The organism is Xanthobacter sp. NM-25 (assembly GCF_022138605.1).
Lineage (GTDB): Bacteria > Pseudomonadota > Alphaproteobacteria > Rhizobiales > Xanthobacteraceae > Xanthobacter.
This window is the reverse complement of sequence record NZ_JACBFS010000005.1, coordinates 444,115-466,121: the sequence shown is the minus strand read 5'-3', so window position 1 is coordinate 466,121 and position 22,007 is coordinate 444,115. Positions and strand designations below refer to the sequence as shown.

Genomic DNA, 22,007 nt, shown 5'->3' with positions numbered 1-22,007 from the left:
ACGACGTAAGGGCTTTTTTGGTCTCGGTCGGCCCTCCACAGGCCGGCGTTACTGAAGAGGCGCTACATCTTGCCGGCCGTGCGGAGCGGGATTCCCCCTCCAAACGTGCGCAGTCGTCCCAAACCCGCGAGGCGGTTGTCCGCGCGGGTGGTTCGGCTGCCGTTCGGTGCCATGATGCGGCCGGTTGAGAGACCGGCGAAGCGGGCATGGCCCGCGGCTCGAACGGCGAGTCCACATCGCCCAAGGCCGCAAGCGCATGTCCCGGATGGGCCCATGACGAGCCCGCCTGTATGGCGGGCGTCTGTCCCATCCGTCCTTTCGGTGCGCGGCGGGTGCGTTGCCCGTGGCGCTTCATGAGGCTTCAGGTCACGGGGAGGACACCATGACCGACCGCATCCGCGAGTTCCTGCGTACCCGACGAGAGGATGGCCCCTGCGTGGTGGTGGACCTCGACGTGGTCCGCGCCAATTTCCAGGCGTTCGCCCGGGCCCTGCCCGACACCCGCGTGTTCTATGCGGTGAAGGCCAATCCCGACGCCGCCATCCTGAAGGCGCTGGCCGAGCTCGGCTCGTGCTTCGATTGCGCCTCCACCGGCGAGATCGACATGGTGCTGGCCACCGGCGCCGGGCCCGAGCGCATCTCGTTCGGCAACACCATCAAGAAGGAGCGCGATATCGAGCGCGCCTTCAAGTCGGGCGTGCGCCTGTTCGCCGTCGATTCCTATGAGGAAGTCGAGAAGATCGCCCGCGTCGCCCCGCGCGCGAAGGTGTTCTGCCGCATCCTGTGTGACGGCGCCGGCGCCGAATGGCCGCTGTCGCGCAAGTTCGGCTGCGAGCCGGAGATGGCGGTCGACGTGCTGGAGCACGCCCACCGGCTCGGCCTCGTCGCCTATGGCGTCTCCTTCCACGTGGGTTCGCAGCAGAAGAATGTGAACGCCTGGGACAACGCCCTCTCTTCCGCCGCGACCATCTTCCGCGAGTGCGCGGAGCGTGGCATCGCCCTCGCCATGGTCAACCTCGGCGGCGGCTTCCCCACCCGCTACCTGCAGGACGTGCCGGCGGCCCGGTCCTATGGCGAGGCCATCTTCGCCTCGCTGCGCAAGCATTTCGGCAACCGCATCCCGGAAACCATCATGGAGCCGGGTCGCGGCATGGTGGGCAACGCCGGCCTCATCGAGACGGAAGTGGTGCTGATTTCCAAGAAGTCCGACAGCGACAAGATGCGCTGGGTCTATCTGGACATCGGCAAGTTCGGCGGTCTCGCCGAGACCATGGACGAGGCGATCCGCTATCCGTTCCGCACCCCGCGGGACGGCGACGACACCGCCCCCTGCGTGCTCGCCGGCCCCACCTGCGATTCCGCCGACGTGCTCTATGAGAAGACCCCGGTGGAGCTGCCTCTGTCGCTGGCCATCGGCGACAAGATCCTGATCGAGGCATGCGGCGCCTACACCACCACCTATTCGGCGGTGGCGTTCAACGGCTTCCCGCCGCTGAGGTCCTACGTGATCTGATCCGGCCCGGCGACGGGTTGGTGGCGTCGGCGGACCGCCGGCACGATGGGACGCGCCTTGCGTCCCGCGCTCTCCTGCGCTGCTTCGGCATCAGGCCCCCTCGGCACCGGCGCTCCGCCGTCCGAGGGTCTTGAGGAGGGGATCATCCCCTCGTCTTCCGCACCGCTCCCAAGGGGCCCTAAGGCCAAGAGACCTTGAAGGTCTGGTCGCCACCGCGCGGCCGGAGCGGCGTTCTTCACGTCTCGGTTATGGCACAGGAGGTGCCGGTGACTGACATTGTGCTGGAATCCGTGGAAGATGTGGCCCCGCGCGAGGCCCTGCTCGACCTGTGCATGGGCGAGGAGCGGCGGGCCAAGTCGTCCGAGCGCCTGCGCGAGGGCCGCCGGCCGGCGGAGGATCTCGCCTTCTCGGCCCATGGGCCCGATGGCCGCCTGGTGGGCACCGTCCGCCTGTGGAACGTGGCCGCCGGCCCCGGCACCCCGGCGCTGCTGCTCGGCCCACTGGCGGTGCACCCCTGGTTCCGCAAGGACGGCCTTGGCGGGCGGATGATGCGCGTAGCTCTTGCCGCGGCGCAGGAGAAAGGCCACCGGGCGGTGCTGCTGGTGGGTGACGCCGCCTATTACGCGCGCTTCGGCTTTTCCGCGGAGAAGACCGGCGCCCTGTGGATGCCTGGGCCGTTCGCCCGCGAGCGGCTGCTCGGCCTTGAGCTCAGCGCCGGCGCGCTGGACGGCGTCCGCGGCCTCATCTCCCCCACGGGCGTCGCGGTCGCCCGCCACTCCCTCGCCGACCTCGCCAGCGCCATGCTGGCCGGCGAGCTGCGCCGCTCGGCCTGAGGCCGCCCTGTCGCGGCCCGTTCGTGGCGTTCTGTCGCGCGAACCGGCCCGAGGCGCGCCGAGCCGCCTTGTGGTGGATTGCGCGGCCCTTCCGGACCGCCTCCCGCAAGCCCGCTCCAGCGCGAGGCCCGCCCTGCGGCGCATGCCCCCTCTCCCCACCTGCCCGACGGCTCCCGCCGTGCAGGTCCCGGGAGAGGGGGCCTTCTTTTGCCCGCCTGAACATGAAAACGGCCCGACAGAAGCCGGGCCGGGATGGAACGGGACGCCACGGCGCCATGAGGCCGCCGTGGCGCTTCGCGTTCAGCGCACGATGACGTTCTTGAACTGCCAGGGATCGTCCAGATCGATGTCCTCGGGGAACAGCTTCTGGCGCCCGGTGAGCGGGGTCCAGTCGGTATAGACTCCCACCACCGGCCCCAGATAGGGCCGCTGCACCTCAAGACACCGGCGGAAATCCACCTCGTCCGCCTCGACGATGCCGGCATTGGGGTTTTCCAGCGCCCACACCATGCCCGCCAGCACCGCCGAGCTCACCTGCAGGCCGGTGGCATTCTGGTAGGGGGCGAGTTCCCGCGCCTCCTCGATGGAGAGCTGGGAACCATACCAATAGGCGTTCTTGGCGTGGCCATAGACGAGCACGCCCAGTTCGTCGATGCCGTCGACGATCTCATGCTCGTCGAGGATCTTCCACGCGCCCTGGAAATGGCCGCCGTTGCCGAACATCTCATGCAGCGACAACACGGCATCGTTGCAGGGATGGTAGGCATAATGGCAGGTCGGCCGGTAGACCACCGTGTCGCCATCCCGCACCGTCAGGTAATCGGCGATGGAGATGCTCTCGTTGTGGGTCACCAGATAGCCGAACTGGGCCTGCGGGGTGGGCGTCCAGGAGCGCACGCGGGTGTCGGCGCCCGGCGAGAGCAGGTAGATGGCCGCGCCACATCCCTTGTCGTGGGTCCGCGCGTCCGGCGGCAGCGCCTTCTCATGGGTGCCCCAGCCCAGCTCGGCCGGCTGCAGTCCCTCGGACACGAAGCCTTCCACCGACCAGGTATTCCAGAACTCACCCATGACCTTGGGCATGCGCGCCCGCTGGGTGTCGCGCTCGGCGATGTGAATGCCCTTCACCCCGATGGCCCGGGCGAGCTGTGCCCATTCCTCGCGGTTGGCCGGCTCGGGCCGGTCGAGGCCGGTATCGGCGGCGATGTTGAGCAGCGCCTGCTTCACGAACCAGGACACCATGCCGGGGTTGGCGCCGCAGGTGGACACCGCGGTGGGGCCGCCCGGGTTACGGCGGCGCGCCTCCAGCAGGCTCTCGCGCAGCGCATAATTGGTGCGGGCCGCGTTATCCATGTTCTCGTCGAAATAAAAGCCCTTCCAGGGCTCCGTCACGGTGTCCACATAGAGGGCGCCGAGCTCGCGGGTCAGTTCCATGACCGCCACCGACGAGACATCCACCGACAGGTTCACGCAGAACCCTTGCCCGCCGCCATTGGTCAGCAGCGGGGTGAGCAGATCGCGGTAATTCTCCGGGGTCACCTCCGCCTGGATGAAGCGGATGCCCCGGGCCTTCAGAAGCGTGGCGTGGTCCGCCACGGGATCAATAACCACCATGCGTTCCAGGTCGAACTCGAAATGCCGTTCGATCAGCGGCAGCGTGCCGCGACCGATGGACCCGAAACCGATCATCACGATCGGGCCATCGATCTTGGCGTGGACTGGCCACTCGCTCATGGCGCAATACTCCTGCGCGAGACGCGCCCGGCTCCAGGTCGGGGGCGGCTCGTTGTCTTGCCAGCTTTTCGCACCCCATCATGCGGCGACGCCGCTGGTTCTGCGCGGGATGCGAGCGGATCGCCCGGCACGGACGTGCCAAGCTGAGGCACCATGGGTAATGGCGATCGGCCCGTCAACAACTGAACCAGCAGATTGCCGGCAAACCAAGTCGCCGCAAGCGTTTCCCGCCGAGCTCCGCGGTTGTGGCGCAACTCTCAGCGCCGGCTGGTCGCCGGCCGCGGCATCTCGTCCACCCGCCGCAGCTCGGGAAACAGGCGCATCCAGGCCAACGCCACGAAAAGCGTGCCGAAGCCCCCCAACAGCCCCGCCCCCACCGGCCCCAGCAGCGCGGCGGTCATACCCGACTCGAACTCCCCGAGCTGGTTGGAGGTGCCCACGAACAGCGAGTTCACCGACGACACCCGTCCGCGCATCTCATCGGGGGTGGACAATTGCACCAGCGACGAACGGATCACCACGCTCACGTTGTCTGCGGCGCCGGTGACGAACAGCGCCGCGAGCGACAGCAGGAAGTTCTCGGACAATGCGAACACCACCGTCGCCAGCCCGAACACCACCACCGCGCCGAACATGACGTGCCCGACCGCGCGGCTGGGCGGCAGACGCGCCAGCACCAGCGACATCAAGGTGGCTCCCACCGCCGGGGCCGCCCGCAGTGCGCCCATGCCCTCGGCGCCCACATGCAGCACATCCCGGGCGAAAATGGGCAGCAGCGCCGTCACCCCGCCCAGCAGCACCGCGAACAGATCAAGGGAAATGGAGCCCAGCACCACCGGATGACGGCGGATGAAGGTGAGGCCCATCAATAGCGAGGCCACGCTCAAGGGCGTGCGCGCCGCCGGTGGCGGGCGGTGACGGATGCCCAGCAGGGCCAGCGTCGCGATGCCATAAACGGCGGCGGCACCGCCGATGGCGGCCACCGGTCCGAACACATAGGCAAAGCCGCCCAGGGCTGGGCCGATGATGGTGGCCGCCTGCACCGCCGACGAGGAGACGGCGAGGGCGCGAGGCAACAGCGGCGCGGGCACCAGCCCCGGCAGCAGCGCCGCCAGGGTGGGATGCTCGAAGGCCCGGGTGGCGCCAATCACCGTGACCGCCCCATAGATGGCGGCGATGCCGGCCCAATGGGTGGCGAGCCCCGCCGCCAGCGCCCCCAGGGTCACGGCGGCGATGGCGAGGCAGATGACGATGATCCAGCGCCGGTCAAAATTGTCCGCCACGTGGCCCACCAGCAGCGACAGGCCGAGAATGGGCAGAAACTGGCACAGACCCACCATGCCGAGCGCGACCGCGCTGCCGGTCAGGTCGTAGATCAGCCAGCCCACCGCCACGCCCAGCATCTGGAAGGCGAGGGAGGAGCAGACGCGCCCCACCCACAGGCGCATGAAATCGGGGTGATCGCGCAACCGGTCGCGCTCAGGCGAAGGCCTCACAGGCAGGGACAACACGTCGGGTCTCCGGAACCCGGAACCGAAGGTCATCCCATGCGGGTGCGGGCGGCGCAGAAAACCACAGCCGGAGGCCCTATGCCACCTCCCACCACGCGCACGGCCACCGGCGCGCGCGCCGGCCAGCGCGGGCGACGCCCCTCAGTCGCTGGCGAGGATGTGGTTGCGCACCAGCGGATAGACCTGGCCGGCCCATTTGCGGCCGGAGAACACCCCGTAATGGCCGACACCCGGCTGCATGTGATGACGCCGCCTGTGCGGCTTCAGGCTGGTGCACAGATCGTGGGCCGCCACGGTCTGGCCCAGGGAGCAGATGTCGTCGCGCTCCCCTTCCACCGTCAGCAGAGCGGTACGGCGAATGGCTGCGCAATTCAGCGGCCGCCCGTGATAGGTCAATTCCCCCTTGGGCAGGCGATATTCCTGGAACACGTAGCGGATGGTTTCCAGATAGAAATCCGCATCAAGATCGAGGACGGCGAAATACTCGTCATAGAAATCCTTGGTGACCTTCGCCTTCTCATAATCGCCTTCAGCCAGGCTGTTGTAGAGATCGAAGTGGGACTTCAGATGACGCGACATGTTCATGTTGACGAAGGCCGTCAACTGCATGAAGCCGGGATAGACCCGCCGACCGGAACCAGGAAAGCCCTTCGGCACCGTCGAGATCAGGTTACGCTCAAACCAGCCGATGGACTTTGAGGTGGCGAGATTGTTGACGACGGTGGGGTTGACCCGGCAATCGATGGGGCCCGCCATCAGCGTCATGGAACGGGGGGTGGCGGGATTGTTGTCCTCCGACATCACCGCCGTCGCCACCAGCGCCTGCACGCAGGGCTGGCAGACCGCCAGCAGATGCGCTCCCGGCCCGAGGATCTCCAGGAAGCGGATGATGTGGTCCACATATTCGTCGAAGCCGAAGCGGCCGGCGGACAGCGGCACATCCCGCGCATTATGCCAATCGGTGATGTAGACGTCGTGGTCGAGCAGCAGGGTCTTGACCGTGTTCACGAGCAGCGTCGCGAAGTGGCCGGAGAGGGGCGCCACCACCAGCACCCGCGGCTGCGGCACGTCCACATCCTTCTTGAAGTGCAGCATGGTGCCGAAGGGCAAGACCGCGGTCTTTTCCTCGACCACCGGGACCTCCCGGTTGCCCACCTCGACGCTGCGAATGCCGAAGTCCGGCCGGCCGTGGCTCAGACCCGCGCGCTCCACCATCTCGAACGCCGCCGCCAGATGGCGCAGGCCGGCGTGTCCGTATCCGTTGATCAGGGGTCCGCTGAGGGTCTGCCGCGCGAGCCCGGCGGCAACACGCAAGGGCTGCATCAGATCGGCTTGGGTCTGGTAGGCCGAATACATCATGGCAGCAGACACCCCCTGGCTGCGGTCCAACCCGGCAGCGTCGCGCAAAGAAGAGATCCGTCCATCTGGCTGGTGTGTCCTTCGGTTCCGCGCTCGCGCGTTATCTCCGCCCCGGCGAAACGAAAAACCGTAAGTTCTTGTCGCAGGGCTGCTTTTGCACTTTTCCGGTGGCCCGTTCAGTTATACCTGTTACAATGATATTGAAGCGGGGCGTGGTGCATTGCAACACGCATTCCGCGTAAGGATCCGAAGGTTTGGTTTTGCCGCCTCCACAGCGCGTCTTCGCCGGCAGTCGGAGACCCTTGGTGGCCACCTCTCATCCCGAAGCGCATGCAACAGCCGAGGCGCATGGCAGACATGGCAACACTCACCATCTCCAGCAAGAATTACTCCTCCTGGTCGCTGCGCGGCTGGCTCTTGTGCAAGATGGCGGGCCTCGCTTTCGATGAAGAGCGCGTCCCGGTGGACGACCCCAACGCCAAGGCGGAGCTGCTGCTGCTGTCGCCCTCGTTCCTGGTGCCCCGCCTGGTGCACGACGACGTGACGGTGTGGGATACCCTGGCCATCGCCGCCTTCCTCAACGAGTTGTTTCCGCAGGCCGGGCTGCTGCCCGAGGACCGTGCGGCGCGCGCCCATTGCCTGTCCATCTCCGGCGAGATGCATTCCGGCTTCGCCAACATGCGCTCGGCGCTGCCCATGAACATCAAGGCGCGCTATCCGGGCTTCAAGGTGTGGGCCGGCGCCCAGGCCGACATCGACCGCATCGTTGCCATCTGGCGCGGCTGCCTCACCGCCCATGGCGGCCCGTTCCTGATGGGCGCCAACCCGACCCTGGCCGATGCCATGTATGCCCCGGTCTGCTCGCGCTTCACCACCTATGACGTGCCGCTCGACGCCGAATGCGCCGCCTATCGGGACCGCATCATGGCCTTGCCCGTCATGCAGGAATGGATCGCCGGCGCGCTCGGAGAGCCCGAGGAGCTGGAAGAGCTGGACGTGGAATTCTGAAGACCGGCCAGCCGTCGCAACGTCCCGACCGGCCGGAAGGGCGACGGGTCACAGGCGGAGGCGACGGCGCGCACACCAGAGACCGCCGCAGATGCCGGGCGGGCCGGACGCCACGCCCCGCGGCCGGGCCACGGGCAGCGGCCCGCGCGCTTCCGCACATCGCGCCCCTCGCCCTGATCGCGCCGCGCCACCCCTGCGGGGTCGCGGGCCAAGGCCCCTACCGGCCGCGGACTTTGGTTATCTAGGCCCCGTCATGCTCGCCATCACCCTCGTTCTCGGCACCGGCATTCTCGTTCTCGCGGGGGTGGTCAAAGGGGTCATCGGCATGGGCCTGCCCACGGTCGGAGTTGGCCTGCTCAGCCTGTTTCTCGCCCCGGCCCAAGCGGCGGCCCTGTTGATCGTGCCTTCGGCGGTGACCAATGTCTGGCAGTTCGCCACCGGGCCGCGGCGCGCGCCCATCGCCCGCCGGTTTCTCACCATGATGATCGGCGTCGCCTGCGGCACCTTGCTCGGCGGCGCGGTCCTCGGGGGCCTGACCTCGCCGTTGGCGCATCCCGTGCTCGGGGCGACCCTCGTGCTTTATGGCCTGCTCGGCCTGTCGCGCATCACCCTGCGCCTGCCGACCCGCCACGAGCCCTGGCTGTCGCCGCTCATGGGCTTTGCCACCGGGCTCATCACCGGCACCACCGGGGTCTCCGTCATGCCCGCCGCCCCCTACCTGCAGGCTTTGGCGCTGGAGCGCGACGACCTGGTGCAGGCGCTGGGGCTCACCTTCACCGTCTCCACCTTCGCGCTGGCGCTCACCCTCGCACTGCCCGGCAGCGGCGCCGACGTGATGTTCGACGATCCCATGCTGATCCTGGCATCGGGCGCCGCGCTGCTGCCCGCGGTCGTCGGCATGGAGCTCGGCCGCGTGGCGCGCCTGCGCCTCGACCCAGCGACGTTCCGCAAGGTCTTCTTCGGCGGTCTCGCCGTGCTCGGTGTCTATATGGTGGCCCGCGGCCTGCTTTAAGACGGCGGGCCACCCGCGCTCAGTCGTTGAGACGGTGGATGTCGTGCACGACGATGCCGATATCGTCGGGTTTCTTCAGCCATTCCTTGCGCTGCAGGGTGCGCACCGTGTCCTCGTATCCGGTCTGCCAGTGATCGCGCATGGAATCGTGGGAGAATTCATAGTCCTTGAATTCCCGCTCGTAGCTCTTTTCCTGGTAGATCAGGTGGCAGATGTTCACCGGCCCGGACGATGCATAATCGTCGATGAGCGCGCGGTCCTCCTCGCTGCGCAGCTGCTCGGGAATGCGCTGCAGCGCCTCGAACAGCTTGCCACGCAGATCCTGCACCCGGCGGAACACGTCGGTCGTGTAGCGGGTGCGGCTGGAATAGCCGATGTCCTTCTGCCGCTCGGTCACATCATACATGTCGCGCGGCAGCGGCCCACGGGCGCTGAACAGGTCCACCTGGAACACCAGGGCGCTCGGATGGTCCGGCTGGTCCAGCAGGAACTGCAGCGGCGTGTTGGAGACAACGCCGCCATCCCAATAATATTCGCCCTCGATCTTCACCGCCGGAAACCCGGGCGGCAGCGCGCCGGAGGCCATGATGTGCTCGGGGCCGATGACGTGCTCGGAATTGTCGAAATAGATGAAGTTGCCGGTGCGCACATTCACCGCCCCGACCGAAAAGCGCTTCTGGCGGGAGTTGATGAGGTCGAAGTCCACCAGCTTCAGCAGGGTGTCGCGCAGCGGCGACGTATCATAGAAGGAGGTGGCGCCGCTGGCGCCCGCCGGCAGCAGCCAGGGATTGGGCACGCGCGGGCGGAAGAAGCCCGGCTGGCCCCGCATGATGGTCATGGCCGCGCTCATCTGATTGCGCAGCTGGCGGAAGATGTCGCCCTCCGGCGCCCACGACATGGTGGACTTGGTGTGGCCGGCAATGGTGTCCCAGAATTCCTGCAGGCGCGGCACCCGGTTTTCTGGCGTATTGCCGGCGATCAGGGCCGAATTGATGGCGCCGATGGAGACACCGGAAATCCAATTCGGCTCGCAGCCCGCTTCAGCCAGAGCCTCATAGACGCCGGCCTGATAGGCGCCGAGCGCGCCACCGCCCTGAAACACCAGCGCGATCCGCTCATAGGAATTGACGATATCGCACAGATCGGCCGGCAGAGGCCGGGTGCGCGGATTGCTGCTCATGGGTCCCTCTCCCGGATCCGGTCGCCCAGATCCTCACGTTCCGCATCCCTGCCCGCGTCGATCGCCACCGCAGGAGCGATCGAGGGGCCATGATGGACAGGGCCGGCGCCGCACGCCGACCCGGGATCACTTCGCCGGTTCGGCGAGATAATCGTAGATGACCGAGCCCATGCCGAGGGTGAGATCGGCCTTCAGATGCACGGCCGAGAGCACCTCGAGCACCGGCAGTTGCGACACGGTGCACAGGGCGTGGGGGAAAAGACCAAGGGCAGAGGGCCCCACCCAGCATTCCTTGAGGGTGACATCCTCCAGGAAGTAGCGCACCAGCTCGCACACCCGCGCCGAGCCATCCACATGGGGGATGATCTTCAGCATGTAGTTGGGCGCCAGCAGTGAGGCGAGCACCTGCTCCTTGTCGGCCGGCACGTGCTTGTAGCCCATGGTCGCCTGCGCGCACAGCACACTGCCGTAATGGAGCGTGCCGACCAGGGTGTCCTTCTCCACCTTCAGCTTGGGGTGGGCATATTTCTTGGGAAAGCCCCACAGCTCACGGCCACCGGCGATAGGCGATTCGTCGTCCAGGTACATGGCGTGCACATAGCCGCCCGCCACGCCATTGAACTTCACCGGAATGACCTGTCCGGTCTCCGTGTAGTCACCGAAGCCGGTGGAATCCGGCATGCGGATGAACTCGTATTTGACGATCGGCTCCACGATCTCCAGCGGCTCGGGGACCACCTTCGCCAGCGCCGCGGGATCGGTGCGGTAGGTGATGGTCATGAACTCGCGGTCGATGAAGCGATAGGGGCCCTTCGGGAACGAAGGGCTGGTGAGCGGCATGGAATAGGCGGTGCGGCGGACGTCGTCGATCTTCATCGGCGGAATTCTCCGGCTGCGCGGGCCTCGCGGTTGCGAGACAGCGCCGCAACGTTACCGAATAAAGCGTGGCGGTGACAGTCCCGCCGCCCCGGAATCGTGGCCCCGCGCGCGGATCTCCGACAAGATCGTCATGCTTCAGAAGGCCAGCAGGCCCGCCTGGCCACGGAGGGTGCCGAACACCAGCGCGCCACCGGACGGGTGCCACGCCAAGGCGCTCACCGCGTCGGTACCGCTGGTGTTGGTGGGGGCCCGCAGCAGGATCTCTGCGCCATCGGAGATACGCGCCATCATCACCATGCCATCCTCATAGCCCAGCGCCACCACCGGATCCTTCGGGTGGGGTGCCACCGCCGTCACCCGCGAGGTGGGCGAAGGCGCCAGCATGGCCGGCTGCTTGCCCATGGGCCCGTCCTTGGCCTGGAACGGCCACAGGATGGCCTCGCCCGAGCCGGAGGTGGCGAGCCACTTGCCGTCGGCGGTGAAGGCGAACGACTTCACCCGCGAGGGGTAGCCGCTCATGCGCATATGGGCGCCATCCACCACCCGCCAGCCGTGCAACGCCGCCTCCTGCATGGTGGTCACCACGAATCGCCCGTCCGGCGAGAAGGCGACGCCGAGATGGGAGCCCTTCCAGCCCAGCACCTCCGGCTTGGCGCCGGCGGCATTGGGGAACCACAGGGTCACGCCGCCATAATGGGCGATGGCCAGCCGCAGCCCCTTGGGCGCGAACGCGAGGCCGCCGACGGTGGAGGGCGCCTCGAAGCTGCGGGCCTCGCCCTTGGGGGTGAGAACATGCGCGGTCTTGCCAGCGGAAAAGGCCACCACCCCGTCCGGCCCCAGCGCCACGCGGTCGATCCAGCGCCCTTTCTGGGTGGCGAGGGTGGAGGAGGTGCCATCCTCCAGGGTCTCGACCACGCGGCCATCGTCGCCACCGGACACCAGCCGCCGGCCATCGCTGGCGGCGCACAGGCTGGCCCCGACATGGGCTTCCACCGTCTTCGGTTCGGCGCCGGCCAGGAACACCTTGCCGCCCGCGCCCACGAATGCCGGCGTCGTCCCCAGGAAGGCGGCGGCGATGATCTCGTCCTCGAAGGCGAGGGGCAGGACCTTGTCGGTGAGGCTGGACGGTGCGGAGGACATGGGGGCGCTTTCTGACAGACGCGGCAGGCACGGACCGTCCCCTTAAGGCACCGAACGCCCACGATCGCAAGGGTGGCGACGCCAGCGCCGGCGGGCAAAGGCGCACACCTGCGCGCTCTGTCGTCATCTGTCCCTTTGCCAGCGCGGGCCCCGATGTCCTATGAGCGCGGCAACATGTTCAGCCCGCCCCTTCCCATCGATGCCGTGCTCGGCCCGCTCACGCAGACCCTGGCGGCGACCCCCTCCGCCGTGCTGGTGGCGCCGCCGGGCGCCGGCAAGACCACCCGCGTGCCCCTCGCCCTGCTGGAGCAGCCGTGGGTGAAGGGCGGCCGCATCCTGGTGCTGGAGCCGCGCCGCCTCGCCGCCCGGGCCGCCGCCCACCGCATGGCCCAGACCCTGGGGGAACGGGTGGGCGAGACGGTGGGCTACCGGGTGCGCCTGAAAGCGGAGGTGTCGCGCCGCACCCGCATCGAGGTGGTCACCGAAGGCGTGTTCACCCGCATGGTGCTGGACGATCCTGAGCTCGCCGGCGTGGCCGCGGTGCTGTTCGACGAATTCCACGAGCGCAGTCTCGATGCGGATCTCGGCCTCGCCCTCGCCCTCGACAGCCAGCGCTCGCTGCGCGACGACCTGCGCCTGCTCGCCATGTCCGCCACCCTGGATGGCGCCCGGGTGGCGCAATTGATGGGAAACGAGAACGCCCCCGCCCCGGTGGTGGAGAGCGAGGGCCGCGCCTTTCCGGTGGAAACCCGCTATCTGGGCCGCGATCCCCGCACGCCCATCGACCGGCAGATGGCCGATGCCATCCTGCGCGCGCTCAGCCAGGAGCGCGGCTCGGTGCTCGCCTTCCTGCCCGGCGCCGCCGAGATCCGCCGCACCGAGGACCTCTTGCGGACGCGGCTGCGCAATCCTGACGTGGACGTGGTGGCCCTGTTCGGCGCGCTGGATGCCGCCGAGCAGGATCGGGCGGTACTGCCAGCCCCGGCGGGCCGGCGCAAGGTGGTGCTCGCCACCGCCATCGCCGAAACCTCCCTCACCATCGAAGGGGTGCGGGTGGTGGTGGACAGCGGCCTCGCCCGTGTGCCCCGGTTCGAGCCCGACGTGGGCCTGACCCGGCTGGAGACGGTGCGGGTACCCCGCGCCAGCGCCGACCAGAGGCGCGGCCGTGCCGGCCGCACCGAGCCGGGCGTGTGCTTTCGCCTGTGGGGCGAGAGCGAGACCGCCGCCCTGCCCGCCTATGCGACGCCGGAGATCCTCGCCGCCGATCTCACCGGGCTGGTGCTAGACCTCGCCCGGGTGGGGGTCCGCGATCCGGCCGCCCTGCCCTTTCTCGATCCGCCACCGGCTCCCGCGGTGAGCGAAGCCAAGGCGTTGCTGCGCCTGCTCGGCGCGCTGGATGACGCCGACGCGGTCACGCCCCTCGGTGCCCGCATGGCCCGGCTGCCGCTACCGCCGCGCCTCGCCCATATGGTGGTGATGGGCGCCGATCGCGGCGCCGGGCGGCTGGCCGCGGAGATTGCCGCTTTGGTATCCGAGCGGGGGCTCGGCGGCGACGGCGTCGACCTCGTCCACCGACTGGACGGCTTCCGCCGGGATCGCGCCCGCCGCGCCGAGGACGCCCGACGCCTCGCCGGCCGCTGGGCCGAAATCGCCGGCGGCGGCATCGCGCGCGGACCTGCCCCCTCCCCCGCCGCTTTGCTCGCCCTCGCCTATCCCGACCGCGTTGCCAAGGCACGCGGCGATGGCACCCGCTTCCTGCTGGCCAATGGCCGCGGCGCGGTGATGGACCCGGCCACGGCCCTGGCGCGGGCGCCGTTCCTGGCGGTGGCAGAGGTGACCGGCCGGGCGGAGGCCGCCCGCATCACCCTAGCCGCGGCCTTGAGCGCCGAGGAATTGGACGACCAGTTCGGCCCGGCCATCACCGAGCGCACCGAGATCGCCTTCGATGCCGGGACTGGCGCGGTGCGGGCGCGACGGGTGCGACGGCTCGGCGCCCTGGTGCTGGCGGATGCGCCCCAGAAGGTGCCCGCCGATGGGGAAACGGCCCGCATCCTCGCCGAGGGCCTCGCCGCCACCGGCCTCGCCCGTCTGCCGCTCAGCAAGGCGCTGGCCCAATGGCGCGAGCGGGTCGCCTTTCTGCGTGCCGCCGAGGGCGAGGACTGGCCCGACCTGTCCGACGCGGCGCTCGGCGCCACTGCCGCGAGCTGGCTGGCACCCTATATCGAGGGCAAGACCAGCCTTGCCGACATCGGCGCGGACACCGTGGCCAATGCGCTCCATGCCCTCCTGCCCTACGCCCTCACCGCGCGACTGGAGGCGGAGGCGCCCACCCATTTCACCGCCCCCACCGGCTCGCGCCTGCCCATCGACTATGGGGCAGAGGGCGGGCCGCAGGTGGAGGTGCGGGTGCAGGAATTGTTCGGGCTGACCCACCACCCGGCCATCGCCGGCGGCCGGATACCGCTCACCCTCGCCCTGCTGTCACCGGCCCATCGGCCGATCCAGGTGACGAAGGATCTGCCCCAGTTCTGGCGCGGCTCGTGGCGCGACGTGCGGGCGGACATGCGCGGGCGCTACCCCAAGCACCCCTGGCCCGAGGACCCGGCGCAGGCGCCGCCCACCACCCGGGCCAAGCCACGCGGAACCTGAAGGCTCAGGGCCGCCGGCGCATCATCACCGCGCCCTCGAAATCAAACACCAGCTCGCCATGCTGGTTGGTGCCGGTATTGTGGGACCGCACCACGCCCCACTCGGGCTTGTTGCGGCTTACGGATTTCTCTGTCACCTCGGTGACATAGGTGATGGTGTCCCCCGCATAGACCGGCTTCAGCCAGCGCATGTTGCGAAAGCCCGGCGAGGCGCCGGCGGCGCGGATCGGCTTGTCGGTGGCGTTGCTGCGGTTCTGATAGGCCATCAGGCACTTCATCCAGGTGGCCGCGGTGTGCCAGCCAGAGGCGCACAAAGCACCGAAGTGAGAGCGCTTGGCGGCCTCCTCGTCCACATGGAACGGCTGCGGATCGAACTTTTCCGCAAAGGCGATGATCTCCTCGCGGGTGAAGGTGTAGCTGCCCAGCTCCGCGGTGCTGCCGATCTCGACGTCCTCATAATAGGTCATGCGAGGCGAGCTCCCGGGTTGCGGCGTTCGATCATGACGATGGCGACCTGGTTGATCACGGCCGCCTTGTCCGGCCGCACCAGCTCGAAGCGGAAGGTCACCAGCCCCATTTCCGGGCGGCTCTTGGAGGTGCGCGCCTCGATCACCGTGCGCCGCAGGGTGAGGGTGTCGCCGGGGCGGACCGGGGCGAGCCACGAATTCTCGGTGATGCCGGGCGAGCCCATGGAGGCGGTGCGCAGCAGGAAGCTGTCGCAGATGAGCCGCATCATGATCGCGCAGGTGTGCCAGCCGGAGGCGGCCAGCCCACCGAGGATGGAGGCGGCGCCGGCGGCGGCGTCCAGATGCATGGGCTGGGGGTCGAACTCCCGGGCGAACGCCACGATCTCCTCTTCGGTGACCGTGTGGGAGCCGAAGGTCTTCACCTCTCCCGGAACAAAATCCTCGAAAAAGAAATCCGGCAACACCCACCCTCCTCATTTGCGCCGATCCAAGGGGAGGATGACGCAAACGTCAAGGCACGCGGTGTCAGGGTTCCGAGATTTCCGCCGAAACCATTGGCGCCAAATGGGAAAGGGTAAAGCTCATGACGAGCTGCCCGGCCTCGGTGCGGGCGCTGTTGCAGCGGCGCAGGATCTGCCAGCCCGGCCGGCTGCCACTGGCGCGCGCCTCCTCCACCTGCGTGAAGAACACGAGGCGCGTGCCCGCCGGCACCGGCTCCAGCCATTTGAGGTCCTTCAGGCCGAATCCCACTCCCACCGGCGAGATCACCGCCGGATGGTCACCCGGCAGCGCCTCCGCTTCCGCCCCCTCATGGCTGCGGACGAAGAAGCCCATCCAGGCGCACACCACATGCCAGCCGGAGGCGACCGGCGCGCCCGCGTTGTGGGGGCCGGCCAGATGCGCGGGCTGGGGATCGAACGCCGCCGCAAAGCGAGTGATCTCGGCTGCGGTAAAGGTGAGGCGGCCGATCTCCCGCGCCTCCGCGACGGGAGCGGGAGCGGACGGCGCCGCCATCAGTTGGCGAAGCGGAAGTGCAGCACGTCGCCATCGGCGACCGTGTAATCCTTGCCTTCCAGCCGGAAGCGCCCCGCCTCGCGAGCCCCGGCCTCACCCCTGAACTTCACATAGTCCTCATAGGCGACGGTCTCGGCGCGGATGAAGCCCTTCTCGAAATCCGTGTGGATCACGCCTGCCGCCGCCGGCGCCTTGGTGCCCTTGGTGATGGTCCAGGCGCGGGCCTCCTTCGGCCCCACGGTGAAATAGGTGATGAGGTTCAGAAGATCGTAGCCGGCGCGGATGACCCGGTTGAGGCCCGGCTCCTCCAGGTCGATGGCTTCCAGATACTCGGTCTGCTCTTCGGCGGAGAGAACGGCGATCTCGCTCTCGATCTTGGCGGAGACCACCACCGCCTTGGCACCCTCCGCCTTGGCGCGCTCGAACACCTGGGCAGACAAGGCGTTGCCGTCCTTGGCCGAGGCCTCCTCGACATTGCAGACATACAGGACGGGCTTGGCGGTCATCAGCCCCAGCTGGCTGAACAGCCGCTCTTCTTCCGGCTTCACCTCGGCCATGCGCGCGGGCTTGCCGTCTCGCAGCTGGACCAAAGCGCGGTTGACGAGGTCCAGGGTCTCCTTGGCCTCCTTGTCGGCGCCCTTGGCCTTCTTCTCCAGCGTCTGCAGGCGCTTTTCGAGGCTCTCGAGATCGGCCAGCATCAGCTCGGTCTCGATGGTCTCGATGTCGTCGATGGGCGAGACCTTGCCTTCGACATGGGTCACGTCGCCATCCTCGAAGCAACGCACCACATGGGCAATGGCATCGCATTCGCGGATGTTGGCCAGGAACTGGTTGCCCAGTCCCTCGCCCTTGGAAGCCCCGCGCACCAGGCCGGCGATGTCCACAAAGGTGAGGCGGGTGGGCAGGATCTGCCCCGAGCCGGCGATCTCGGCCAGGGTATCGAGACGCGGATCGGGCACCGCCACGTCACCCACGTTGGGCTCGATGGTGCAGAAGGGGTAATTGGCCGCCTGGGCCGCCGCGGTCTGGGTGAGCGCGTTGAACAGGGTCGACTTGCCCACATTCGGCAGACCGACGATACCGCATTTGAAGCCCATGGATCCGTTCCCGAACTGGTCGCGCCGCCATGGAGGGGGCGCCCATGCGCCGCCGGTTCCAAGCGACAAAGGTGAGGCGGCGCCTGGAGCGGCGCGCCGGAAAAATCGTGTCGCCGCTCTTAACGCGGAATCGCTGGAAGCCAAGCCCACACGTGGGCGCACCCCCACTTTCGTGCGGAAAAGGCGGTTCAGCCCTTCTCGCCCACCCGCTTCTGGTCGCCGAAGCCCTGGGCCTCCAGGAACAGGTGCACCCGGTTATGGAACTCGTCGGAACGGCCGGTTACCAGGAGGTCGGCGAAATCGGCGCAGGCATCGCACACGGCATCGAGCCAGCCCTTCTCGGACTTGGCGAAATCGCCGAGCACATAAGGCATCACCATGGCCTTGTCGCCGGGATGGCCAATGCCGAGCCGCACCCGCCAATAGTCATTGCCGCACTGGGCGGTGATGGACCGCAGGCCGTTGTGGCCGGCATTGCCGCCGCCCTTCTTGATGCGCACCTTGGCGGGCGGCAGATCGAGCTCGTCGTGAAAGACGACCACGTGATCGAGCGGGATCTTGAAGAAGCGCATGGCCTCGCCGACGGCGCGGCCGCTCTCGTTCATATAGGTCTCGGGGAATAGGGCCAGCACCTTCTCGCCGGCGATCTCCCCTTCCGCCACCTGCCCCTGGAAACGCTTGCGCAGCGGGCCCAGCCGGTGGCGACGACAGATGGCGTCGAGGGCCATGAAGCCGATGTTGTGCCGGTTGCCGGCATATTTCGGGCCCGGATTGCCAAGCCCCGCGAGCAGATACATGGGACACCTCCGGCTGCGCCGCGCATCTGGCCGCCCCCCCGACAGGCCCCCAACAAGGGCGCGGCGGCGAAATGCGATGAGACCCGCCCGGGCGGGCCCGGGCGGGTCTCATTACTCAACACGATCCGGCCGTCGGATCAGGCCTTGGGCTCTTCCGCGGCGGCGGCCGGGGCTTCAGCCGGCTCGGGGGCCACGGTCGGAGCCATCACGGTGGCCAGGGTGTCGTCGCCATGGCCGGCCCAGGTCACGCCGGTGGGCAGCGCCACCTTGGAGAGGTGGAAGATGTCGCCGAAATCGGCGCCGGTCAGGTCCACCACCACGGCCTCGGGAATGGCATCGGCCGGGCATTCCAGCTCGACGGAATGGGCCACCACGTTGAGGGTGCCGCCCGCCTTGATGGCCGGGGAGGCCTCCTGCTTCACGAAGTGCACCGGCACGTCCACGGTGATCTTGGCGCCCTGGGACACGCGCAGGAAATCCACGTGCAGGGGGAAGTCCTTCACCGGGTCCATCTGGTAGTCGCGCGGGATCACGCGGTGCTTGGTGCCGTCCACATCCACCTCGAACAGGGTGGTGAGGAAGTGGCCGGCATAGATGGCCTTGTTCACTTCGATGAAGTTCAGCGAAATGGTGATCGGGTCCTGCTTCTCACCGTAGATCACGGCGGGCACCCGTCCGGCGCGGCGTTCGGCACGAGCGGCCCCCTTGCCGGCCCGCGCACGCGCCACAGCCTTCAGTTCCTTGATGGCGGTCATGGCACTCATCCTGAATTGTGTGTTCAAAAACAGCTGGGTTCAGAACACCTGGGTTCAAAACACCTGCGCCGCCGGGCAGCCACAGGTTTCGCGGCGCGGCACGCCTCCAGGGGGGCGCATGCCGTTCGCGAAGGCGCGCTTATAGCGGCGGGACGCCGCAAATGCAACGCCGGCGCGCCTTTGAGCCCGGATCCGGTCGGGCCGTTAGCGCGGCGTCTGGGTCTGACAGGCGCCGGGGCGGCTCTGCCCGAACCAATTGCCACACTTGTCGCAGGCGCTCAGCGACATGGCGAAGCCGGCGACCACCATGAGACGAACCAGATTGCGCATGACGCCTCCTCGCGCCGACGGCGATATCGCCGCGCTTCATCCCCGCCCCGGGGCGATGGGACGAAGGCGACCATAGCCGCTTCTCGGCGCCGCGGAAGGGGGGTGATCACCGGAGATCCGGAGAGCGCCGACATGCCGCAACGGAATGCGCGCAAGTCCGCCTATGCTGCGAAGCGCATTTTCGCGTTTCAACCAACAGGGAAAATGCTCTAGAGCCTGAACCTGCGCTCCGCCCGCGGAGCCGCCTGCCATCTTGCGCACGGAAGGAGACCCTATGCTCAAGCGCATTCTGCTGTTGCTCGGAGATTCGGCGGCATCGGCGTCGGCGCGGGCTTATGCCTTCCAGCTCGCCCAGGAGACGGGCGCGGGACTGGCCGGTCTCGCCGGCATTGATCTGGCGGCCCTGGCGGTGACCAGCCTCGGCCGCGCCGGCGCGGGGGGCCTCAAGGTCCGCCTGGAACGGGATCTGCGCGCCCAGGCGGAGGATCAGCAGCATCGGCTGCGCGCCGGCTATCAGCAGGCCTGCGCGGATCACGGCGTGCCGTTCGAGTGGCTGGCGTTCGAGGGCGCGCCCCTGGCGGCGCTGCAACAGGCCTCGGAAACGCGCGACCTTCTGGTGACCGGCTGCGACACCGGATTTCAAGGCGGCGTCGAGGTGCCGTTGCCGGACCTCCTGGCTCGCCTGCTCGCGCTCACGCCGCGTCCCTGCGTGGTTTGTGGAGAGGAGCCGCCGCACGGGGGTGACGTGCTGGTCGCCTATGACGGCAGTGTGCCGGCCATGCGGTCGGTCCAGATGTTCGCTCTCATCGGCCTCGCCACCGGCCGCAAGGTCCGGGTGATCTCCGTGGACCCGTCCCAGGAAGAGGCCGCGCGCCGCGCCAGCGCCGCGGTCAGCTATCTGGAGAGCCACGGCTACCAAGCCGAGGCCATGCCCATCACCTCGCGCATCTCCCCCCCGGACGTGCTGCGGCTCGAGACGGCAAACGTGAAGGCCAGCCTCTTGGTGATGGGCTCCTACGGCCATCGCGGCCTGAAGGAGCTGCTGTTCGGCTCCACCACCCACAAGCTGGTGGAAAATCCGCCCGCAGCCCTGTTCGTCTACCACTGACGCACCTGCCACTGACGCACCTGCCACTGACGCACCTGCGCCGGGCGGCGCTCAGGCCGCCGCGGCGCAGCGGTCGCGCAGCAAAAGGTCGGCGCTCTGGCCGGCCAGCAGCGCCACATTGGCATCCTTGGTGATCATGGCGGCGACGATGGCGCCGTCGATCAGCAGCCCCAGCTGGTGGGCAAGGCCATGGGCATCGCGCGCCCCCGCCTCGTCCGCCAGCGTGGTCAGCGTATCGAGCACCACTTTCTTGTGGTTGAGGGCGATCTGGCGCATGCGGTCGTCCCGCTTGTCGGTCTCCGCCACCGCATTGATGAACGGGCAGCCGAAGAAGGCGTCGTCAGTGAACCACTGGCGCAGCACCGGAAAGATGCGGCGCAGGCGGGCCATGGGTGTTGCCTCACCCTTGAGCAGCTCGCCAATGAACCAGTCACGCCAAGCCGCTCCTTCCCGCTCCAGCACCGCCTCCACCAGCCGCTCCTTGGAGCCGAAGGTCTTATAAAGCGTCGCCTTGGCGGTGGCCGCCTCCGCCACCACCGCATCCACCCCCACCGCGGTGATGCCGTATTGGCAGAACAGTCGGGTCGCGGCATCGATGATGCGGTCTCGCGCCTTGGGTTCCGTCCCCTCCACCACCGGCGCGTGGGAAAAGCCGGGCGATGCGGCGCGGACCTGCACCGGAGGGCAGCTCACGTCGCTGTCGGCCGCCGTTGCGGCCATGCTCTTGGTCTTGCGCGCCATCGTCGTCTTCGCTCTCCCCCGATGCAATGCGTGCATCGAGCCTCATCAGTGTGCCGCATTTGCAGGCAAAAAGACAGACCTGTCTGACTACATCAAGCAGGGATCGTGCCGGCCCCGCACCGGAACCCTGGCGGCGGAACATAGGCGATTCCTCGCTTTTTCGCGATTACGCGAGAATCCGCGCCCCCTTCTTCTCCCTTGGCACAGCTTCTGCATAAGACAGACCGGTCTGTCTCCATAGGCGCACCAAGGAGAGTGAAATGTCTTCATCCGCCCCCAACACCGTGCTCACCGGCTGCCTGGCGCCGGAAGCCGCCACGGGCTGCCTCGCCCCCATCGACAAGGACGGCCTCGACAAGCTGATCGCCGCCGGCAAGGCCGACCCCAAGGTCATCAAGACCCTGAAGTGCAAGACGGTGGCCGAGGGTCGCTTCCGCCACGCCAACTACATCCGCTCGCTGCCGCCCTACATCGTCGACGAGCCCCCGGGCCTTCTGGGCGACGACACCGCCCCGAACCCGTCCGAGGCCTCCCTCGCCGCGCTCGGCTCCTGCCTCGCGGTGGGCCTGCACGCCAATGCCGTCCATCGCGGCTGGACCGTCCGCAAGCTGGAGCTGCAGCTGGAAGGTGATCTGAACATCACCGCCGTCTGGGGCACCGGCGACGTCAGCGACAAGCCGGTGGGCTTCACCGACGTGCGGGTGAAGGTGGAGATGGAGTGCGACGGCGTGCCGAAGGAAGAGATCGACGCCCTCGTCGCCCATGTGAAGAAGTGGTCGCCGGTGGCCAACACCTTCGTGCGCCCGGTGAACCTGGAAGTCGGCCTGGGCTGAGCCCGGCCTTCGACGACGCTCCCAGCGCCCGGCGTGAGGCCGGGCGCGCTC

At 68.3% G+C, this 22,007-nt stretch carries 21 protein-coding genes; 7 read left to right on the top strand and 14 right to left on the bottom strand.

All coding sequences use genetic code 11. The annotated features are described in order from the left end of the window. Nucleotides 1–382 precede the first annotated feature (382 nt). Nucleotides 383–1,513 (top strand): type III PLP-dependent enzyme, encoded by a 1,131-nt coding sequence (locus MEU52_RS16485; protein WP_238122061.1) that lies wholly within the window; start codon nucleotides 383–385, stop codon nucleotides 1,511–1,513. 266 nt (nucleotides 1,514–1,779) lie between these two features. Then, the gene (locus MEU52_RS16480) at nucleotides 1,780–2,346 is read left to right on the top strand and encodes a GNAT family N-acetyltransferase (protein WP_443267348.1); all 567 of its coding nucleotides are present in this window, start codon (nucleotides 1,780–1,782) and stop codon (nucleotides 2,344–2,346) included. A 300-nt stretch (nucleotides 2,347–2,646) separates the two neighbouring features. Here MEU52_RS16480 and MEU52_RS16475 read toward each other — a convergent pair whose 3' ends face one another. The 3 genes from MEU52_RS16475 to MEU52_RS16465 form a co-directional block, all read right to left on the bottom strand. Continuing rightward, entirely contained in the window at nucleotides 2,647–4,077 is a 1,431-nt protein-coding gene (locus tag MEU52_RS16475; RefSeq protein WP_238122063.1) for a homospermidine synthase, read from the bottom strand. 257 nt (nucleotides 4,078–4,334) lie between these two features. After that, a complete protein-coding gene (locus tag MEU52_RS16470) occupies nucleotides 4,335–5,525 on the bottom strand; it encodes an MFS transporter (protein WP_238122445.1) in 1,191 nt (396 codons plus the stop codon). A gap of 204 nt (nucleotides 5,526–5,729) precedes the next feature. Further along, nucleotides 5,730–6,947: a polyhydroxyalkanoate depolymerase gene (locus MEU52_RS16465; RefSeq protein WP_238122446.1), complete on the bottom strand. Its 1,218-nt coding sequence runs from the start codon at nucleotides 6,945–6,947 to the stop codon at nucleotides 5,730–5,732. 357 nt (nucleotides 6,948–7,304) lie between these two features. Here MEU52_RS16465 and MEU52_RS16460 point away from each other — a divergent pair, with 357 nt between their 5' ends. Continuing rightward, nucleotides 7,305–7,955, top strand: a complete 651-nt coding sequence (locus tag MEU52_RS16460) for a glutathione S-transferase family protein (protein WP_443267345.1) — start codon at nucleotides 7,305–7,307, stop codon at nucleotides 7,953–7,955. A gap of 253 nt (nucleotides 7,956–8,208) precedes the next feature. Continuing rightward, entirely contained in the window at nucleotides 8,209–8,967 is a 759-nt protein-coding gene (locus MEU52_RS16455; protein WP_238122065.1) for a sulfite exporter TauE/SafE family protein, read from the top strand. 19 nt (nucleotides 8,968–8,986) lie between these two features. Here MEU52_RS16455 and MEU52_RS16450 read toward each other — a convergent pair whose 3' ends face one another. The 3 genes from MEU52_RS16450 to MEU52_RS16440 all read right to left on the bottom strand — a co-directional run bounded on the left by MEU52_RS16450 (nucleotide 8,987) and on the right by MEU52_RS16440 (nucleotide 12,166). Further along, nucleotides 8,987–10,147, bottom strand: a complete 1,161-nt coding sequence (locus tag MEU52_RS16450; protein WP_238122066.1) for a patatin-like phospholipase family protein — start codon at nucleotides 10,145–10,147, stop codon at nucleotides 8,987–8,989. Between the two features lie 126 nt (nucleotides 10,148–10,273). Then, nucleotides 10,274–11,023 carry an acetoacetate decarboxylase gene (locus MEU52_RS16445; RefSeq protein ID WP_238122067.1) on the bottom strand — a complete coding sequence of 250 codons (750 nt, stop codon included), beginning with the start codon at nucleotides 11,021–11,023 and terminating at the stop codon, nucleotides 10,274–10,276. Between the two features lie 138 nt (nucleotides 11,024–11,161). Next, on the bottom strand, nucleotides 11,162–12,166 hold the full coding sequence (locus MEU52_RS16440) for a WD40 repeat domain-containing protein (protein WP_238122068.1): 1,005 nt from the start codon (nucleotides 12,164–12,166) through the stop codon (nucleotides 11,162–11,164). 174 nt (nucleotides 12,167–12,340) lie between these two features. Between MEU52_RS16440 and hrpB the strand changes: the two genes are divergently transcribed. Next, nucleotides 12,341–14,815 carry an ATP-dependent helicase HrpB gene (hrpB, locus tag MEU52_RS16435; RefSeq protein WP_238122069.1) on the top strand — a complete coding sequence of 825 codons (2,475 nt, stop codon included), beginning with the start codon at nucleotides 12,341–12,343 and terminating at the stop codon, nucleotides 14,813–14,815. 4 nt (nucleotides 14,816–14,819) lie between these two features. Here the strand turns inward: hrpB and MEU52_RS16430 are convergent, their stop codons facing one another. The 7 genes from MEU52_RS16430 to MEU52_RS21845 form a co-directional block, all read right to left on the bottom strand. Next, the gene (locus tag MEU52_RS16430; protein ID WP_238122070.1) at nucleotides 14,820–15,281 is read right to left on the bottom strand and encodes a MaoC family dehydratase; all 462 of its coding nucleotides are present in this window, start codon (nucleotides 15,279–15,281) and stop codon (nucleotides 14,820–14,822) included. Next, nucleotides 15,278–15,742 carry a MaoC family dehydratase gene (locus tag MEU52_RS16425; protein ID WP_238122071.1) on the bottom strand — a complete coding sequence of 155 codons (465 nt, stop codon included), beginning with the start codon at nucleotides 15,740–15,742 and terminating at the stop codon, nucleotides 15,278–15,280. Before MEU52_RS16425 ends, MEU52_RS16430 begins: the two co-directional genes overlap by 4 nt. Before the next feature lie 64 nt (nucleotides 15,743–15,806). Next, nucleotides 15,807–16,295 carry a dehydratase gene (locus tag MEU52_RS16420; RefSeq protein WP_238122072.1) on the bottom strand — a complete coding sequence of 163 codons (489 nt, stop codon included), beginning with the start codon at nucleotides 16,293–16,295 and terminating at the stop codon, nucleotides 15,807–15,809. Further along, the gene (ychF, locus tag MEU52_RS16415; protein ID WP_238122073.1) at nucleotides 16,295–17,392 is read right to left on the bottom strand and encodes a redox-regulated ATPase YchF; all 1,098 of its coding nucleotides are present in this window, start codon (nucleotides 17,390–17,392) and stop codon (nucleotides 16,295–16,297) included. The genes MEU52_RS16420 and ychF overlap by 1 nt, the downstream gene beginning before the upstream one ends. Before the next feature lie 188 nt (nucleotides 17,393–17,580). Then, nucleotides 17,581–18,189, bottom strand: coding sequence for an aminoacyl-tRNA hydrolase (gene pth / locus MEU52_RS16410; RefSeq protein WP_238122074.1), 609 nt, complete (start codon nucleotides 18,187–18,189; stop codon nucleotides 17,581–17,583). Between the two features lie 137 nt (nucleotides 18,190–18,326). Continuing rightward, nucleotides 18,327–18,944 (bottom strand): 50S ribosomal protein L25/general stress protein Ctc, encoded by a 618-nt coding sequence (locus MEU52_RS16405; RefSeq protein ID WP_238122075.1) that lies wholly within the window; start codon nucleotides 18,942–18,944, stop codon nucleotides 18,327–18,329. A gap of 204 nt (nucleotides 18,945–19,148) precedes the next feature. Next, nucleotides 19,149–19,274, bottom strand: coding sequence for a hypothetical protein (locus MEU52_RS21845; RefSeq protein ID WP_273546258.1), 126 nt, complete (start codon nucleotides 19,272–19,274; stop codon nucleotides 19,149–19,151). A gap of 274 nt (nucleotides 19,275–19,548) precedes the next feature. On the opposite strand from MEU52_RS21845, the gene MEU52_RS16400 reads away from it, so the two are divergent. Next, nucleotides 19,549–20,382 carry a universal stress protein gene (locus MEU52_RS16400; RefSeq protein ID WP_238122076.1) on the top strand — a complete coding sequence of 278 codons (834 nt, stop codon included), beginning with the start codon at nucleotides 19,549–19,551 and terminating at the stop codon, nucleotides 20,380–20,382. A gap of 51 nt (nucleotides 20,383–20,433) precedes the next feature. Here the strand turns inward: MEU52_RS16400 and MEU52_RS16395 are convergent, their stop codons facing one another. Continuing rightward, the gene (locus tag MEU52_RS16395) at nucleotides 20,434–21,123 is read right to left on the bottom strand and encodes a TetR/AcrR family transcriptional regulator (RefSeq protein ID WP_238122077.1); all 690 of its coding nucleotides are present in this window, start codon (nucleotides 21,121–21,123) and stop codon (nucleotides 20,434–20,436) included. A gap of 260 nt (nucleotides 21,124–21,383) precedes the next feature. Here MEU52_RS16395 and MEU52_RS16390 point away from each other — a divergent pair, with 260 nt between their 5' ends. Next, nucleotides 21,384–21,956 (top strand): OsmC family protein, encoded by a 573-nt coding sequence (locus MEU52_RS16390; RefSeq protein ID WP_238122078.1) that lies wholly within the window; start codon nucleotides 21,384–21,386, stop codon nucleotides 21,954–21,956. Nucleotides 21,957–22,007: the final 51 nt, after the last annotated feature.

Bases quoted from the DNA above. Each gene is read 5' to 3' on its own strand.
- MEU52_RS16485 (WP_238122061.1), top strand. From the start codon at position 383: ATGACCGACCGCATCCGCGAGTTCCTGCGTACCCGACGAGAGGATGGC.
- MEU52_RS16475 (WP_238122063.1), bottom strand. From the start codon at position 4,077: ATGAGCGAGTGGCCAGTCCACGCCAAGATCGATGGCCCGATCGTGATG.
- MEU52_RS16470 (WP_238122445.1), bottom strand. From the start codon at position 5,525: ATGCGCCTGTGGGTGGGGCGCGTCTGCTCCTCCCTCGCCTTCCAGATG.
- MEU52_RS16465 (WP_238122446.1), bottom strand. From the start codon at position 6,947: ATGATGTATTCGGCCTACCAGACCCAAGCCGATCTGATGCAGCCCTTG.
- MEU52_RS16460 (WP_443267345.1), top strand. From the start codon at position 7,305: ATGGCAACACTCACCATCTCCAGCAAGAATTACTCCTCCTGGTCGCTG.
- MEU52_RS16455 (WP_238122065.1), top strand. From the start codon at position 8,209: ATGCTCGCCATCACCCTCGTTCTCGGCACCGGCATTCTCGTTCTCGCG.
- MEU52_RS16450 (WP_238122066.1), bottom strand. From the start codon at position 10,147: ATGAGCAGCAATCCGCGCACCCGGCCTCTGCCGGCCGATCTGTGCGAT.
- MEU52_RS16445 (WP_238122067.1), bottom strand. From the start codon at position 11,023: ATGAAGATCGACGACGTCCGCCGCACCGCCTATTCCATGCCGCTCACC.
- MEU52_RS16440 (WP_238122068.1), bottom strand. From the start codon at position 12,166: ATGTCCTCCGCACCGTCCAGCCTCACCGACAAGGTCCTGCCCCTCGCC.
- hrpB (WP_238122069.1), top strand. From the start codon at position 12,341: ATGTTCAGCCCGCCCCTTCCCATCGATGCCGTGCTCGGCCCGCTCACG.
- MEU52_RS16430 (WP_238122070.1), bottom strand. From the start codon at position 15,281: ATGACCTATTATGAGGACGTCGAGATCGGCAGCACCGCGGAGCTGGGC.
- MEU52_RS16420 (WP_238122072.1), bottom strand. From the start codon at position 16,295: ATGGCGGCGCCGTCCGCTCCCGCTCCCGTCGCGGAGGCGCGGGAGATC.
- ychF (WP_238122073.1), bottom strand. From the start codon at position 17,392: ATGGGCTTCAAATGCGGTATCGTCGGTCTGCCGAATGTGGGCAAGTCG.
- pth (WP_238122074.1), bottom strand. From the start codon at position 18,189: ATGTATCTGCTCGCGGGGCTTGGCAATCCGGGCCCGAAATATGCCGGC.
- MEU52_RS16405 (WP_238122075.1), bottom strand. From the start codon at position 18,944: ATGACCGCCATCAAGGAACTGAAGGCTGTGGCGCGTGCGCGGGCCGGC.
- MEU52_RS21845 (WP_273546258.1), bottom strand. From the start codon at position 19,274: ATGCGCAATCTGGTTCGTCTCATGGTGGTCGCCGGCTTCGCCATGTCG.
- MEU52_RS16400 (WP_238122076.1), top strand. From the start codon at position 19,549: ATGCTCAAGCGCATTCTGCTGTTGCTCGGAGATTCGGCGGCATCGGCG.
- MEU52_RS16395 (WP_238122077.1), bottom strand. From the start codon at position 21,123: ATGGCGCGCAAGACCAAGAGCATGGCCGCAACGGCGGCCGACAGCGAC.
- MEU52_RS16390 (WP_238122078.1), top strand. From the start codon at position 21,384: ATGTCTTCATCCGCCCCCAACACCGTGCTCACCGGCTGCCTGGCGCCG.